The organism is Acidicapsa borealis, assembly GCF_059115245.1.
In genome coordinates, this window is the sequence record NZ_JCACNY010000001.1 from 2,023,993 (window position 1) to 2,039,575 (window position 15,583).

Here is a 15,583-nt window from a genome sequence, read left to right on the forward strand (position 1 = left end):
TCCCTCATTGCGATGCAGCGACGAAATCGGCTTGCTTAGGATAGCTGGGCCTGCTCCAGCGGGGAAGCAGAATCGGAGGCTGGTTTGCGGCCGTATACGAGGACGAGTACGAGCAAAGTCATCAGCACCGTGGGCAGAATCAGCACGCTGCCTTCTGGTCCGGCGCTGCCGCCGCTCCAGAACTCGGCTCCAACCGGCGTGGTCGTCAGATAGTGGCCTTTGGGCTGAAATCCGCTGTCCGCGGTGCCATAAAAGAAGGTCTGGGCCCAGTCCCAGGCCGCGTGAAAGCCGATCGCCCACCACGCAGAGCCGGTGAGCCGCACGCTTACGCAGAAGACAAATCCGATGGCCGCGGCTGAGAAAATTCCGATCCAGGTTTCGCCCTTGTTGAAGGTGTGGATGTAGCCGAAGAAGGTCGAAGTCAGCCATGCCGCTTCCCAGAAGCTGGACGAGGGGGATTTTCGCAGATGCAGGAGGAGACATGGGATGACACCCAGGCCAGCCATCAGGTAGATGCCGCCGGCGCCGCTGCCGTGCGTGTTCAGGTAGGCGAAGAAGCTGAAACAGGCGACCGTGCCCAGCGCCCACCAGTAGTTCAGCCCGCGCGTCAGGGTATACAGCATGTAGCAGCGGGTGAGTCCCTCTTCGTAGAAACCGGTCAGAAGGAATGCGGCGCCCCAAATGGCACCGGCCTGCACGACCGCTGTTCCGGTCAGGGACACGCCGCCAAAATGAAGCCATCCGCCGTAATAGAGCGCGCCGGCGAGCGCGGATAACGCGACGAATCCGCCGACCATGCCGGTGACGAAATGCAGCAAACGGTACCGCCCCCGCAGGTTGTAGTCCAACACTTTCCGGCGTTCGATCAAGGCGCAAACGAAGGCGGCCGCCAGCAGCCCCAGGAATTCGAGCGTCTCGCTGACTGTCATCGAAGCCGCCGAAATCTCTCCGAGCTTGATATGCAGAACCTTGGTCGCCAGCGGGACGATGGCGATTCCGAAAACTCCCGTGAACAGGAGCGAGAGTACCAGGAGGAGGGATACGAGCCAACCCACGCGGACTCCGTGGGCGCCAAACACCAGCCACTTCAGAAAGCGTGTCTCCGCCGGCTCAAGACGCTCGGGAGGAGCAGGAATTGCCGGCGGTGTTAGAGGATTCTCATCCTGCGGGGTTGCGGGAAACTGCTCGGGCTCGATCATTGAACTTCCTTTATTCCGCCGTGCAAACAACACGTCTCGGCTCACCGCGCAGATTCCCAGGGTGGTCCATTAGGATCATGGCGTGCCTGACGCAGCTTGACACATTCACGCTGTACGTCGATGCTAAATGCTTCGGCTATTGCGACCGAAGGCGCAGTGGTATCGCCGCCGGAAACATCTATCACCAAGGGAGCAAGATACTTGCAGGTTCGCGTTTTCTATCACGATAAATGCTTTGACGGAGCCTGCTCTGCATCGCTGTTTACCCGCTTTCACCGGGAGTGTGTTCTTCCCAAAACCGGTGAGACCGCCAACTACGAGTATCACGGCCTTGTGCATCGCGCTGGAGCGCTCTTCAATGAGGCCGACTTCACCGGCGACCAAAACGCTATCGTCGATTTCAAGTATTCGGCGTCGCCGAAGATTACCTGGTGGTTTGACCATCATCAATCCGCCTTCCTGACGCCCGCGGACAGGGAAAACTATCTGGCTTGCCTGCAGGACGCCGATTGCGCAGGGCGCAAGTTCTTCGATCCGTCTTACACCTCCTGCACGGGGTACCTGGCGCACATCGGAGAGACCAAGTTCGGCTTTGACACTGCGCCTCTGAAGGACCTCATCCACTGGGCCAACATCGTCGATGGCGCTCTTTACGAAAGCCCCGAGTCGGCGGTCGAAATGGCCGCGCCGGCGATGAAGCTCACGCTGATCATTGAGGCCACTCAGGATCCGGAATTTATCCCGAAGCTGATCCCGCTGCTGACCGAGATGCCGCTCGCCGAGGTGCTGGAACAGCCCTTCGTTGCCAGCCTGCTGCCGCCACTGCTCGAACAGCATGAAAAAGCTGTGGCCCTTATCCGCGAACGGAGCGAGTATCGCGACGGCACGATTTTCTTCGATATTTCGGACCACCAGATGGAAGGGTTTAACAAGTTCATCCCCTACTACCTGCATCCTTCGGCGACGTACTCGATCGGGCTGTCGAAGTCGAGCTTCCGCACCAAGGTCGCTGTGGGGTCGAATCCGTGGACCAAGGCGAAGGGCGAAGATATGGTCAACCTGGCGCAGATCTGCGAGCGCTACGGCGGCGGTGGACATGCTCGCGTTGGGGCGATCAGCTTCTCTCCGGACCGCAGCGACGAAGCTCGCGAAGCAGCCAAGGTGATCGTGGCCGAGTTACGTGCGAAGAACCCGTTTCCCGGAAAATAGGCCTGTCCATGCGACTGCTTCTCGGCCTTCTCGGATCTGTTCTGTTACTGCCCACCCTGGCTCCGGGGCAGGAGCTATCGGGCTGGGCGATCGGGCCGTTTTCGCGGCCTGTCGATGCACCCGTCATTCAACCGAAGCCGGAGAGCATATTCAACGACCCGATCAGCGGCAAGCCGGTGCACTGGGAGGCGCTGCATACGTTCAATCCGGCGGCGGTCGTGCGGAACGGCAAGGTTGTGGTGCTGTATCGCGCCGAGGACGATTCGGGGTCGATGCAGATCGGCATGCATACCAGCCGGCTCGGGCTTGCCGAGTCGGAAGACGGGATTCACTTTACGCGCCGCCCCGAGCCAGTCTTCTTTCCGGCTGACGACGACCAGAAATCCCGGGAATGGCCCGGTGGCGTCGAAGACCCGCGCCTGATCGAGGCTCCCGACGGAACCTACGTTCTCACCTACACGCAGTGGAACCGCCAGACTTACACCATCGGCATCGCGACCTCTCCCGACCTGGTCCATTGGACGAAACACGGGCCGGCGCTTGGCTCGACCGGCCCGTATGCGAATCGGATGTACAAGTCGGGCAGCATCGTGACCGAGCAGAAGGACGGGCGGATCATTGCGGCCAGGATCCATGGCAAGTTCTGGATGTACTGGGGAGAGATCCAGGTACGCGTGGCCAGCTCTCCGGACCTGATTCACTGGACACCGGTTGAAGAGCGGCCGGGCAAGCCTGTGGTCGTGCTGGAGAACCGCCCTGGCTTGTTCGATAGTGGATTTCCTGAAGTCGGACCGCCGGCGATTGTGACGAAGAACGGGATCCTGCTTATCTATAACGGCAAGAACGCGAACGGCAAGAACGCGAACGGCAAGAACGCTGATGCAGGGAAGAGCCACGCTCCGGGATTAGGCCCGGGTGCGTATTCCGCGGGTGAGGCTCTCTTCGACGTGGATCATCCGACGCATCTGCTCAAGCGGCTTGACCGGCCAGTCCTGCATCCGGAAAAGGCGTTTGAACGCAGCGGCCAGTATGCCGCCGGGACTACCTTCGCCGAAGGGCTTGTGGTGTTCAAAGGCAAGTGGTTTCTCTACTACGGCACGGCTGACAGCTTTGTTGGTGTCGCTACTTCGTGGGCCGCAGTTGTGCGCAACGTGTCTTTCTAGACCTTTGTGTGAACGCTCGGCCACTCCGGGCGTCGATGTGCGAGGAACGCTCTTACACCTTCGCGGAAGTCTTCCGAAGACCGCTGGTGCGCGTTGGCTGCGATAGCGTCTTCGATCTCCTCGTCGATCTGGTCGCGCGAATGGCTGATGAGCAGCGATTTCACGGCGAGCATTGCCTCCGGACTGTTCATCAGGAGGCTTTGGGCCAGTGCGTGGGCCTCGGCCAGCAGTTCTTCGGGTTGCACAATGCGGGTAATCAGACCCATCCGGCAGGCTTCGTCGGGGCGCAGTATGCGGCCTGAAAGCAGCAGTTCACGGGTGCGCTTTTCGCCTACCTGCCGCAACAGGAAGGATGCGACGATGGCCGGGACGAATCCCACGCGAACCTCGGTGAAGCCGAAGCGCGCTTCGGGCACTGCGTAGGTAAAGTCGCAAAGCGTGGCCAGCCCCATACCGCCGGCGATGGCAGGGCCGTTTACGGCAGCAATGATGGGCTTGGGAAATTCGTAGAGGGTGCGCAGAACGCGCGCCATGTTTTCCGAATCGCGGCGATGTTCTTCCACCGTTCGCGCCGTCATTGTCTCAAGATGCTCCATGTCCAGTCCGGCGCAGAAGGCCGATCCGGCACCGGTCAGGATCACGACTCCGCAGTCGCAGCTGGCCGCGTCGCGAAGCACGTGCTCCAACTCGTCAATGAGTTCCGGACTCAGCGCATTGCGCTTCTCCGGACGGTTGAGCGTGATGGTCTGCACACCCTTCGAAGATGTGACGAGAATATGTTGGAATCGGCTCACGTGCGGCCCCCTTAGCGCCTTTGGTCAAGATCGGAGTCCATGACCGGCTCAGGAAACCATTTATACACCCATCACAATGGACTGGGATAGGACGTCCGTCACAGTCCAGCGAGCCCATACTGCATGGGCCAAACTACATGGTAATGAGCCAAAGCACAAACGCGCAGACCGCGTGAATCAACGTCACCTGCAGGATCGCGGAAAACAGCGATTTGGTGCGCATCTTCGTCAGCGTAAGCAGCAGGCCATCGATGGGCAGCTGCGCGTAAACGGCGATTGTCGGGAGCACGTCGGCGGTGTGGTTGCTGATGCCGAGAAGGTCCTTTTGTGTCGCGATGAGCGAGAAGGGAAACGTAAACCGCATCCCCCACACGCCAATCTGCTCCGCCATGCCGTGCCACTCTGCCGCGAATCCCGAGAGAAACAGACCCACTGCAATCGGCCAGAAGGACGCGAGGGTCAGACCTGTCTTCTCGCCTTTCGGGGCCTTCGCCTTGGCTTCAACCTTCTGCGGCTTAGGCTTGAGAGCGGCGGCTTCGTGAGCAAATTCTGAGACGCGGATTGCGCTGGCGGGTGTCGCCTGCTTCTTGGTACTCCGGAATTTCGCTTCGGGCATCGTACCGGCTGGCTGAGTCATGGACGCAGGTTACGTTACTTTTAGGATACCTGCAATACCACTTAGGTAATACGGGGTCACGCGGTTGCAATTTCATGCATGAGAGTGGCTCTCAAAGTCCCAATTCAGCCGACCGCCGCTGCATCGCTGCCAGGCAAAAGGCAATGTGGGCATCCAACTCCACGCCGAGTTCTTCCGCGCCTTGGATCACGTCCTGGCGGTTGACGCCGCGGGCAAAGGCCTTGTCCTTGAGCTTCTTCTTTACACTGGCCAGCTCCACATCCGCGATCGCCTTTGTGGGTTTCACCAGTGCGCAGGCGGTCAGAAAACCCGACAGCTCGTCACAGGCGAAGAGCGCCTTGTCCAGGTGGGTCGCTCGCGGCACGCCGGAATAGGTGGCGTGCCCCAGGATTGCAGTCCGGACCTCAACCGGCCAGCCAAGCCGCTCCAGTTCGCGGGTGCCGACGAATGGGTGCTCGTCGAGCGACGGATGCCGCTCGTAGTCGAAGTCATGCAGCAGGGCACTTGTTGCGTAGAGCGTCAGGAGCGCTTCGCGCTCGGAGCCGGATAGTCCAAGCCGGTCGGCCTCAGCCTCACCATACGCTACGACGCAGGTCTCGACGCCGAGTGCGTGTTTGCGCAGGCTTTCGCCCTTGGTCCACTCCGTTAACAGCTCCCAGGCTGCGGCGCGGTCATATTTTTGGGGGGAATTCTCGTTTGCACTCATATTCGTGCACTCATTATCAGCCATGTGCCATTTGACACGCAGTCTTGAAACAGGCAAAGTTTATTCTTATGGTTCGCGTTTGTTCGGGTTTTCTAGGGAATCTTCCCTGTATTTTCCGAATGACTCCTGTTTTTCACTTGACAATTATGGTTCCTCCCTATGAAAGTAACTCTTGACGTGGTGGATTGGTCATCACCACACGGAAGCCCTGCTCTGGCTCTCCGCACACAATCTATGGCAACCATCCCCACCCTGGTGACGATGCCTACTACGATGCCTGCGCGCGAAGTATTGCGCTGCGAACATTGCGCACTGGTGCAGTTCCGGACCAGCAACTCGATGTGCCGGCGATGCCACAAGCCGCTGGACATTGAGGAACTCCCAGCCCCTGTCGAATTAGCAGCCATCAGCGAAGCTCCAGCGAGCGCCCAGGATGCCGGTCTGCGTGTGGCCAACCAAGTGAAGGAGATCCGCAAGGCTCGGCACCTGAGCCAGCGTCAGCTTGCCAGCCGCATGCAGGTTCCGCGCACCTACATCTCGAAGATTGAGAATGGCAAGGCCATCCCAACGCTGGGTTCCCTCGAGCGTCTGGCCCAGGCGCTCGAAGTGGATATCTGCCAACTCGTGCGCGACGGCCACAGCCAGCGCGATGAAGAGATGGCCGAGATTCTGGCCGATCCGTTCCTCGCTGAACTTGCCCAGTATCTGCCGAAGCTTGAGGCGTTGCAGCGGTCTCTTCTCCTGAACCATGCCCGCGACCGCGCCCGTGAGTCGGCACGGGAACTGGCTCTTGGAAAGCGTCGGTCAGCCTAAGGGAGCTCGTTAAGCTCGTTAAACTAGCTGAGCGACGCTCTTCGCGGTCCCTTTTCCATCGCTTGTTCTGCCCACGGATTGCGACCGCAAGGCGCATGTGCTAGCGTCAAATTGCCGGAGATCATGGACGATCGGGCTTCCGGCAACCAACGCAAGAGGCGAGTCCTGTGTATCTAAGTGCGACGTCGCGGATTCATGAACTTACGCCCGAAGAGCGGGCGGTCTACGCGACGCTGACGCCGGAGCGGCTGCCCGAGCACGTCGCCATCATTATGGATGGCAACGGCCGCTGGGCTGGACTGCGTTCGCTCAAGCGCTTTCTGGGCCACCAGCAGGGAGCGAAAAGCGTGCAGCTCGTGACCGAGACCGCGTCCCGCATCGGCTTGCCGTGGCTGACGCTTTACGCATTTTCGCTCGAGAACAACCTCCGCCGTCCGCGCGCCGAGGTCAGCTTCCTGATGATGTTGCTCAAGAGCTATCTTGAGAGCAATCTGCAGCGCATGATGGACAACAATGTCCGCATCCGCTACATCGGCCGCACGCATGACCTGCCGTCTGAGGTACAGGACAAGATGCAGTGGGCTTCAGAAGCCACCTGCCGTAACACCGGCACCACGCTGACGCTGGCTCTCAACTACGGTGGCCGCTCGGAAATGGTGGATGCCTTCAAGGGGCTGGCAGCAGAGTTAAAGCAGAAGGGAATCAGCGCCGATCGCATTACGGAAGAAGATGTTCACCGGCATCTGTACACGGCACATATGCCCGATCCGGACCTGTTGATACGGACGTCGGGGGAGATGCGGATTTCGAACTATCTGCTGTGGCAGATAGCCTATGCGGAGATTTTCGTCACGGAACGCTTCTGGCCCGACTTTCGTGGGATTCACCTGCTGGAGGCAATCGCCGCCTATCAGCGCCGCGAACGCCGTTATGGCGGTTTGGGCGAAGCCGAGCGAGAAGGGCAGTCCAGCGAAGACGCTGTGCCGGAGCGCATCGTCGCTGGGTAGAACCGTTCGGTAGCGTCGATTCCGCGCCCGGCAGTGTATTCTCACCCTTGGAATGAAAAGAATACTTACAGCGCTCGTCCTGATTCCTTTGGTTATTGCACTCGTCTTCTTGGGTCCGGATTGGCTGGTTGTTGTCGCCACCGGCGCCGTGGCTCTGCTTGCGGCCTGGGAATACCTGGGCATTGCCGCGGCGACGGATGCCAAGCCCGCTCGCATTCCCGTTCTTGTCGCCATCGGATTGTTGTTTCTGGTCTGGTTTCTCTGGCCGGACAAACTCGTGGAAGCGGTTGGTGCATTGTCTCTTGCTTTGCTTGTGTACTGCGCTTTCGGACCAATTGAGCGAGCACTTCGGGATTCGGCGGCGGCCATTTTCTGCGTCATTTACACAGGATTGACCCTGGTTGCACTGCCGGCCCTGCGTAGTTCCGAGGCGGGCAAGTCGCTCGTCGCCTTTCTGCTGTGCGCGGTCTGGGCCGGAGACATTGTCGCTCTATACGTGGGTCGCAACCTGGGCCGCCACAAACTGGCCCCAAAGATCAGCCCGGGCAAGACCTGGGAGGGTGCTGCCGGCTCCATCGCGGGCAGCCTGCTGGTGACCGGCCTGCTTATCGCTCTGGCGACGCAACTCGCCAAGCGCGATATTCTGGTGCTGGCGTATCCGGGCCCTGTCTGGCGCTGGCTGCTTCTGGCCGTCGTTGTCAACATCGCAGCGCAGGTGGGCGATCTGGCGGAATCGGCGCTGAAGCGTTCGGCAGGCGTGAAAGACTCCGGTACGCTCCTTCCTGGTCACGGTGGCGTATTGGACCGCATCGATGCACTGCTGCTGGCGGCTCCGGTACTGTGGTACGCGCAGGTGATTCAGCATTTCTAGGCAGCATTTTCAGCCCACATTTCAAGGACTGTTGCAGGTACGGTAAAGCATTGAAACGACTCGCGATTCTCGGTTCCACCGGCTCCATCGGCACCAGCACCCTTTCCATCGTCGAATCCTACCCGGAGCGCTACGCTGTAGCCACGCTCGCGGCTGGCAGGAATATCGATGTCGCATTTGAGCAAGTGAAGACATGGCGGCCCAGGCTGATCTCGCTCGCCACGGAGGATCTGGCTGCGGAACTCGCCAGCCGGCTCCGCGCTACCGGGATCACCGGAACAGAAGTTGTCTGGGGTACAGCCGGCTCGGTTGCCTGCGCTACGCATGCGGATGTGGATTTTGTCGTCTCCGCCATTGTCGGCGTGGCCGGCCTCGAGGCGACACACGCGGCGATCCTTGCAGGCAAGCCGATTGGACTGGCCAACAAGGAATGTATGGTCGCAGCCGGAGAAATCCTGACCCGCGATGCCCGGGAACGCGGAGTTCCGCTGATTCCGATCGATTCCGAGCACAATGCCGTTCACCAATGCATGCGTGTCGGCACCGCTGCCGAGGTCAAGCAGGTCTGGCTCACTGCTTCCGGCGGTCCATTCCGCCAGACGCCTCTCGAAGCCTTTGCCAGCATTACGCCCGAGCAGGCCTTGAAGCATCCGACGTGGGTGATGGGCCAACGCATCACCATCGACTCGGCCACCATGCTTAATAAGGGGCTGGAAATCATTGAAGCCTGCCGTCTATTCAACTTGCCGCCGTCGCAGGTGAAGGTGACGGTACATCCGCAATCGACGGTGCACTCGCTGGTGGAGTACGTCGATGGGTCGATCCTTGCCCAGATTTCAGTGACCGACATGCGTCTGCCGATTCTGTACGCGCTGGCGTACCCGGAACGCCCGGCTTCGACGCTGACTTTCGATCTGGCTGCGCTTTCGCGGCTTGACTTTGAACCGCCGGACTTTGCCCGCTTCCCTTGTCTGCGCCTGGCCTATGAAGCTGCCGAACGCGGCGGAGCTCACTGCGTCGCTCTGAATGCTGCCGACGAAGTCGCTGTGGAAGCATTTCTCGCCCGAAAAATCCCGTTCCTCGGCATCCCGCGTACAATAGAAGAGGTGCTGGAACGAACTCCCGTCCACCATCCGGAGACCATTGCCGGGGTGCTCGAGGCCGATTCCCAGGCGCGTTCACGGGCTCGCGAAGTAGTCTCCGCGGCTGCTAATCGCGTGTAGCTCGAAATCAGACTCAAAATCACTTTGAGATCAGATTTGACTTTGGCTGCCCCTGTTTGAAATCGAGGCCCGTCGAAGGGCTTGAGGTATTGCACGCGCGTTTATGCATGATTTTCTGGTAGCAGCCATCTCCGTCCTGGTCGTGCTCGGCATCATGGTCGTCGTCCATGAATTCGGCCACTTCCTAGCCGCCAAGCTTTGCGGCGTCCGCGTTGAACAGTTCTCCATCGGTTTTCCGCCGCGCCTTTTTGGCGTGAAGATTGGCGAAACAGATTACTGCGTCTCCGCCATTCCGCTCGGCGGTTACGTGAAGATGACTGGTGAAACGCTGCCGGGCGAGAATCTTTCCTCGCTGACCGGCCCGGACGGCGAGACCGTGGCGCAGCTGGCCCAGGATCCCGGTGCGTTGACGTCTCATCCTCGCTGGCAGCGCATGATCATCGGCGCGGCAGGGCCTGTGGCGAACTTCGTGCTGGCGCTTTTCCTGATGACCGGCTACTACATGCTGCACAACGAGGTTTATATCTTCGTAGACCAGCCGGTGACGATCGACTGGGTTGTGCCCGGTTCCCCTGCGGCTCAAGCCGGTTTCCAGCCTGGCGACCGAATTGTCAGCTTCGATGGCAAGCAGGACGCGACGGTTCAGCAGCTGTATGTGGCTGAAGTGAAGAATCTGAATCAGGCCGTGCCAGTTGTCGTGGATCGTGGGGGACAGCAGGTTTCGCTTACGCTCCAGGTTAGCGACCCCACCAAGGGTAAGGACTTTAATCCGGACGTGATCGGCATCGTTCCGGTTCGTCAGCCGAGCCCCGTAAAGGTTGGTGCAGTGACTGCGGGCACGCCTGCTGCAAATGCCGGGATCCAGAAGGATGACGTCTTCCAGTCGATCGATGGCCACACGTTCCACAGCACCGAGTCTGTCGTTTCGTATCTGCAGGCGGGTAAGGGTGCCCCGATAAAAATCGAACTGAATCATCAGGGCAAGATATCGACGGTGGTGGTTCAGCCAGTACTCTCCGACGACGCCAAGCAGGGCAAGGCGTGGCGGCTAGGCTTTCAGGGAGTACCGCCGCCGACCCGCGTGGAGCATTTGCCGTTCGGTCCGGCTGTCGAAGCATCGGCTAAGTTCAATCGTGAGAACAGTCTCGATATCCTGGACGTGGTCAAGCGCCTGTTCACGCGCAAGATGTCGGTTGGCTCTCTGTCGGGGCCGATCGGTATTGCGCAGCAGACTGGTATGGCCTGGGATTCTGGCAATATCGGCATCATGATCCAGCTGATGACGGTGATTAGCCTTAATCTTGGTGTTCTCAATCTGCTGCCGTTCCCGATTCTGGATGGAGGAATGATTCTCTTTCTGATCATTGAGAGCATCCTTCGCCGCGATGTGCCGATGGTGGCCAAGGAGCGGATCTATCAGGTGGCATTTGTGCTGATCCTGGTATTTTTCGGCTTCGTCATCTTTAACGATATTTCCAAGCTCTCGGTCTTTAACCACGTCAAACCCTAGTTTGCCTCTACGCTGCCCAGGAAAGTTGTGTCCATGTCCATCGTGACCGAGTTACGAGTACGTTATGCTGAAACCGATCAGATGGGCGTGGTGTATTACGCTAACTACCTTGTTTGGTTTGAGTTAGGTCGCGTGGAGTTCATGCGCACGCTGGGTTTTGACTATAAGCAGATGGAAGTCGAGGACGGTTGTATTCTGCCTGTGGTCGAGGCTACATGCCGTTATCGGGCTCCGGCGCGGTATGACGATGTGATCCTGATTGAGGCGTGGCCGGTGCTGTTACGCGGGTCGCTGCTGAAGTTTGCTTACCGGGTGATCCGGGCGGCGAGTGCACGGGAGCCGCAGCTTCTGCTGGCCGAGGGGGAAACGGTGCATATTGTGTGCGATGCGAGCATGCAGAAATGCATGATGCCGGAGCGGTATGCCGGGCCGATCCGCTCTTCGATTCGCAATACGGATCGCGATGAGCAGGGTGAGGTTTCCGGGCAGGAGTAGCCAGGCTTGCTGTCCGTGGCGTTGGACGATGCGCAATAATCGTCGTCCGTTGCGCAATCCTCGTACGGCAATGCGCAATGTGCTTCGACGCAACGCGCAATGTAGGTTGGGCGCTGCGCAATCGAAGTGCTTCTATTCAGCAAAATTTGGATATGGCCAGCGGGCGGACCGCTTTGTCGCCTGGAGGCCTTCTTGTGGGTCAGCTTCGGAGGTCGGCGGTTCTTGGCTGGACTCGTTCTCGCAGGAAATTGACGATGCGATCGAGCGGGGTGCCGGGGCCGAAGACGGCAGCTACGCCCATGGCTTCGAGACCTGGGATGTCGACCTGGGGGATGGTGCCTCCGGCGATGAGCAGGATGTCTTCGGCTTTCTGTTCCTTGAGCAGAGCGATGAGGCGTGGGACCAGCGCGTTGTGGGCGCCGGAGAGGATGCTGAGGCCGATGCAGTCCACGTCTTCTTCGATGGCTGCCTGGACGATGCTTTCCGGGGTTTTGCGCAGGCCGGTGTAGAGGACTTCCATGCCGGCGTCGCGGAGGGCGCGGGCGATGATCTTGGCGCCGCGGTCGTGGCCGTCGAGGCCGGCTTTGGCTACGAGGACGCGGATGGGTCGAGTTGGAGTTGCAATCGTCACTGAACGAAATGGTAGCTCATCCGCCGCAGGGCTGGTGCGAGCCTCTGTGTCAGAGAAGGAATCGGCTGCTAGCGCATGATGAGCGCGTCGGAGTTGATGTTGTAGCGCAACAGGCGATAGGTTTCTCCGGACTTTATCCAGACAAAGGTCTCCTCGCCGACGGCGTCTTTGGAAAATCGCGTGGTGCAGGTTGAGTTAATGGTGGTGCCCCATGTCGCTGCAACCATATTCGTCGTTCCCTGCGTGCAGTCGAGCGGCGAGCCCAGCTTCCTGGCCACGACTGAAAAGAGAGCGTCCGACTTTTCGCGGGTTACGGCCTTGTGATAGCGGTCGTCGGCGCCGTTGTAGATGCCGACGAGGTCTCCACTGGCCATCTGGGCGTGGAAGGCTGTTTCGAGTTTGAGTGCCTGGTCCTGGGCGGCCTTGATGTTGATCGAAGCGAAGCAGCCGCTTAGGCCTAGCGCGGCGGTGGAGAGCAAAGCGCCAGTCAAGGCTAGAGACGCTCTACGTTGCCGTGAGAAATTCTTAATCCAGTTTCTTGATGCGGCAGGCAACGACCTGAGCATGACAATTCTCCAGCGCGATGAAATGGATTGTTTTGACTTGAATCAGTGTAGGTCATGAGCCAGTGCATTCAACCCATATTTCGAATGTGCACGTGAATCGACTAAGAAGCTTCGTGTTGCTTACGGGGCGTGTCTTGCATTGAGTTTGGGATTCACTTTGTATGACGATTTGGCGTAACCGGGATATTGTCAGGGCGATTGTTGCGGTGGCAGCTGGGCAGATTCTTTATGAGTTGGCGCAGATATGGATGCCGGGGCGGGTGTTTGATTGGATGGATGTTTTGGCTACGATGGTGGGTGGGGCTTTTTGCTGGGTGATTGCCTGGGGGCTGGGGGAGATTCTTGTGGGGAACGAGAATCGGATGGAAAAGGCCCCCGGCTAAAGCCGGAATTTAAGGCTAAGTTTTCAGGGGCATGAATGCACCTGCTCCCTCCGATGGGACAAGCAACGACTCGAAGGGGATTTGTGGCTCCCACCCTAGCCACAAGAACAAATGCGTGGCGAGGGTGGGGCACCCGGATTGGTTTGGGTTGAAGAAGGTTCGTGCTTTGCACGAATTAGGACCCACCTTAAACACGATAGGGCTGTGTTGAAGGTGGGGCACCCGCTCTTGTGGAGAGCGCCTGAGTTAGGGCTTACATAACTTCGGGGGATTCTATGCCTAGCCAGCTTAGGACTGTTACTAGTTCGCGCAGGGCTATGGCTGCTGTGGCTAGTAGCAGGGTCTTCTTGCTTGCGTCTTCTTCTGTGAGGATGTGGTGGCGGTGGTAGAAGTTGTTGAACTCCTGGGCTAGCTGGAAGATGTGGCGGGCTACGTAGGCTGGTTCTGAGGTGGCTATACATTGTTCCAGCATGAAGCTGCGTTTGGCGGCGCGGAGCCAGATGGCCCAGATTTCGTCTGCTGACTGGAGCAGGGTGGTGCCGGTGAGTTTGGCGAAGTCGGCGAGGACTGTTTCCGGGGTGGTGGCTGCCTTGCGGAAGATGTTGCGGATGCGGACGATGGCGTATTGGACGTAGGGACCGGTTTCGCCTTCGAAGCTGAGGGCGTCTTTGAAGTCGAAGGCGATGACGGTGCCGCGGGTGAACTTGAGCATGAAGTACCGCAAGGCACCTATCGCAATTTGCTCGGCGATCTGCTGGCGTTCTGCTTCGGGGCGTTCGGGCTGGCGGGTGTCTGTCTCTTTGCGGGTGGCCTGGATGAGCTTGTCGATGAGGTCGTCGGCTTTGACGCCAAAGCCTTTGCGGCCGCTGACTTCGATGTAGGGGCGGGCTTTGTCTTCTTCGGCGACTGTGTAGCCGAGCTCTTCGGCGCAGCGCGGGGTGAGGGCTACCATTTCGTAGCTGAAGTGGGTGTAACGATCGGCCTCGGCGGTGTGGCCCATGCCGCGCAGGGCCTGGATGACGTTGGCCTGGGGGTCGGACTGGCGGGAGTCGATGACGTTGTAGATGGCCTGCGCACCGCCGAAGTGGGGGTGATCTTTGACTCCTTCGGTGGTGGAGATCCAGCATTCGTGGTCTGGATACTTGAAGAAGGGTTTGTAGCCGAAGTCGCGGCCCAGCAGGCCGAACTTCCAGAGGTGGTAGGCGATGTCCTTGCCTACGTAGGTCACCGTGCCATTTGAGCGGACGATGACTTTGGCGTCCTCGTCGGCGCCCTTCGGGCCGTCTTCGTCTTGCGCGGTTCCGTCTGGCGTTTGTGAGGCTGCGCCCGGACGTGTCATGACCCAGCAGCCTTTGTTTTTGCCTTCGGTTTCGAAGTAGAGGACGCCGGTTTGCTTGAGCTGCTCGAAGGCTAGTTCCCAGAAGTGGAGGTGGAGGATTTCGCTTTCGCGGGGGAGGAAGTCGTAGGTGATGTCGAGGCGCAGCATGGTTTCGAGATGGCGGCGCAGGACGGCGGTGGAGATGAGTTCGGCCACGGCTGCGGTTTCGTTGCCGCCGGCCCCCTCTCCCTTTTCGATTTCGTGGAGGGTGGCGTAGCGGATGGATTTGCGCTGCTTGTTTTCTTCTTCCGTGCTGGCGTCGTACCACTGGGAGACGCGGGCGTAGACGTCCCAGCATAAGTAATCAAATTTCTCGCCGTTGGTCTCGAATTCGGTGATGAGGGCGCGGAGGTCGGCGAGGGATTTGCCTTCGAGGTGGAGGAAGCCTACGACTACGTCGGCTACCTGGACGCCGGTGTTGTCGATGTAGTTTTGGACGTCGACTTTCTGGCCGTTGGCGCGGAGGATGCGGACGAAGGTGTCGCCGAGGATGGCGTTGCGGAGGTGGCCGACGTGGGCGGCCTTGTTGGGGTTGATGCTGGTGTGCTCGACGAGGACGTGGAGGTCGGAGTTGGGGGCGGGTTCGGCTACGCCGTGGGCCAGCGAGGATGCGGCGGCGGCGCGGTTGAGCTTTACGTTCAGGTAGCCGGCGCCGGCGGCTTCAAATGTGAATTCGGAAGCTTCGGTGTTTTCTGTCAGGGCAGCGGCTAATTCGGTGGCGATGATCTTCGGGGCTTTGCGGAGTTTGCGGGCGAGCTCGAAGGCGACCGGGAGGGCGAATTCGCCCATCTTGATGTCTGGGGGCTGCTCGATGGCGATGGGGCCGAGTTCGACTTCGTATTTGGTTTGGATGACTTCACGGACCCGCGATAGCAGGCGTTTTTGCGCTTCAAGATACACGGGCTGAACCTCTGAAAATCCCTGATTTACTTGGTTAGTTTAACAGGGGAGTGGGCGTGAACGAGAGCCGGTGCGGCGTATAGGCCGGGCTTTCAGCC

Annotated in this window: 16 protein-coding genes; 9 read left to right on the top strand and 7 right to left on the bottom strand. The window is 59.4% G+C overall.

Going from position 1 to position 15,583, the window contains the following annotated elements; all coding sequences use genetic code 11:
• Positions 1-35 precede the first annotated feature (35 nt).
• Entirely contained in the window at positions 36-1,199 is a 1,164-nt protein-coding gene (locus tag AC5S27_RS08320; RefSeq protein ID WP_493934096.1) for a CPBP family intramembrane glutamic endopeptidase, read from the bottom strand.
• 201 nt (positions 1,200-1,400) lie between these two features.
• Between AC5S27_RS08320 and AC5S27_RS08325 the strand changes: the two genes are divergently transcribed.
• Entirely contained in the window at positions 1,401-2,408 is a 1,008-nt protein-coding gene (locus AC5S27_RS08325) for a phosphoesterase (protein ID WP_493934097.1), read from the top strand.
• An 8-nt stretch (positions 2,409-2,416) separates the two neighbouring features.
• Positions 2,417-3,571: a glycoside hydrolase family 130 protein gene (locus AC5S27_RS08330; RefSeq protein WP_493934098.1), complete on the top strand. Its 1,155-nt coding sequence runs from the start codon at positions 2,417-2,419 to the stop codon at positions 3,569-3,571.
• Here AC5S27_RS08330 and AC5S27_RS08335 read toward each other — a convergent pair.
• From AC5S27_RS08335 to AC5S27_RS08345, 3 genes are all read right to left on the bottom strand, one after another.
• The gene (locus AC5S27_RS08335) at positions 3,568-4,365 is read right to left on the bottom strand and encodes an enoyl-CoA hydratase/isomerase family protein (protein ID WP_493934099.1); all 798 of its coding nucleotides are present in this window, start codon (positions 4,363-4,365) and stop codon (positions 3,568-3,570) included. The two genes, AC5S27_RS08330 and AC5S27_RS08335, sit on opposite strands and share 4 nt — an antisense overlap.
• A 133-nt stretch (positions 4,366-4,498) precedes the next feature.
• The gene (locus AC5S27_RS08340) at positions 4,499-5,002 is read right to left on the bottom strand and encodes a hypothetical protein (protein WP_493934100.1); all 504 of its coding nucleotides are present in this window, start codon (positions 5,000-5,002) and stop codon (positions 4,499-4,501) included.
• A gap of 91 nt (positions 5,003-5,093) precedes the next feature.
• Positions 5,094-5,708, bottom strand: a complete 615-nt coding sequence (locus AC5S27_RS08345) for an HAD family hydrolase (protein WP_493934101.1) — start codon at positions 5,706-5,708, stop codon at positions 5,094-5,096.
• A gap of 234 nt (positions 5,709-5,942) precedes the next feature.
• Here AC5S27_RS08345 and AC5S27_RS08350 point away from each other — a divergent pair, with 234 nt between their 5' ends.
• The 6 genes from AC5S27_RS08350 (at position 5,943) to AC5S27_RS08375 (ending at position 11,627) form a co-directional block, all read left to right on the top strand.
• On the top strand, positions 5,943-6,521 hold the full coding sequence (locus AC5S27_RS08350) for a helix-turn-helix domain-containing protein (protein WP_493934102.1): 579 nt from the start codon (positions 5,943-5,945) through the stop codon (positions 6,519-6,521).
• Between the two features lie 167 nt (positions 6,522-6,688).
• On the top strand, positions 6,689-7,528 hold the full coding sequence (gene uppS / locus AC5S27_RS08355) for an undecaprenyl pyrophosphate synthase (protein ID WP_493934103.1): 840 nt from the start codon (positions 6,689-6,691) through the stop codon (positions 7,526-7,528).
• 52 nt (positions 7,529-7,580) lie between these two features.
• Positions 7,581-8,399, top strand: a complete 819-nt coding sequence (locus AC5S27_RS08360; RefSeq protein WP_493934104.1) for a phosphatidate cytidylyltransferase — start codon at positions 7,581-7,583, stop codon at positions 8,397-8,399.
• A 50-nt stretch (positions 8,400-8,449) separates the two neighbouring features.
• Positions 8,450-9,622 (top strand): 1-deoxy-D-xylulose-5-phosphate reductoisomerase, encoded by a 1,173-nt coding sequence (locus tag AC5S27_RS08365; RefSeq protein WP_493934105.1) that lies wholly within the window; start codon positions 8,450-8,452, stop codon positions 9,620-9,622.
• A gap of 103 nt (positions 9,623-9,725) precedes the next feature.
• Positions 9,726-11,132 (top strand): RIP metalloprotease RseP, encoded by a 1,407-nt coding sequence (gene rseP, locus AC5S27_RS08370; RefSeq protein WP_493934106.1) that lies wholly within the window; start codon positions 9,726-9,728, stop codon positions 11,130-11,132.
• Positions 11,133-11,165: 33 nt separating this feature from the next.
• On the top strand, positions 11,166-11,627 hold the full coding sequence (locus AC5S27_RS08375) for an acyl-CoA thioesterase (protein WP_493934107.1): 462 nt from the start codon (positions 11,166-11,168) through the stop codon (positions 11,625-11,627).
• Between the two features lie 199 nt (positions 11,628-11,826).
• Here AC5S27_RS08375 and AC5S27_RS08380 read toward each other — a convergent pair whose 3' ends face one another.
• Positions 11,827-12,258 carry a cobalamin B12-binding domain-containing protein gene (locus tag AC5S27_RS08380; protein WP_493934108.1) on the bottom strand — a complete coding sequence of 144 codons (432 nt, stop codon included), beginning with the start codon at positions 12,256-12,258 and terminating at the stop codon, positions 11,827-11,829.
• Positions 12,259-12,326: 68 nt separating this feature from the next.
• Positions 12,327-12,749 carry a hypothetical protein gene (locus AC5S27_RS08385; protein WP_493934109.1) on the bottom strand — a complete coding sequence of 141 codons (423 nt, stop codon included), beginning with the start codon at positions 12,747-12,749 and terminating at the stop codon, positions 12,327-12,329.
• 236 nt (positions 12,750-12,985) lie between these two features.
• On the opposite strand from AC5S27_RS08385, the gene AC5S27_RS08390 reads away from it, so the two are divergent.
• Positions 12,986-13,207 carry a VanZ family protein gene (locus AC5S27_RS08390; protein WP_493934110.1) on the top strand — a complete coding sequence of 74 codons (222 nt, stop codon included), beginning with the start codon at positions 12,986-12,988 and terminating at the stop codon, positions 13,205-13,207.
• Positions 13,208-13,460: 253 nt separating this feature from the next.
• Here the strand turns inward: AC5S27_RS08390 and AC5S27_RS08395 are convergent, their stop codons facing one another.
• The gene (locus tag AC5S27_RS08395) at positions 13,461-15,485 is read right to left on the bottom strand and encodes an arginine--tRNA ligase (protein WP_493934111.1); all 2,025 of its coding nucleotides are present in this window, start codon (positions 15,483-15,485) and stop codon (positions 13,461-13,463) included.
• Positions 15,486-15,583: the final 98 nt, after the last annotated feature.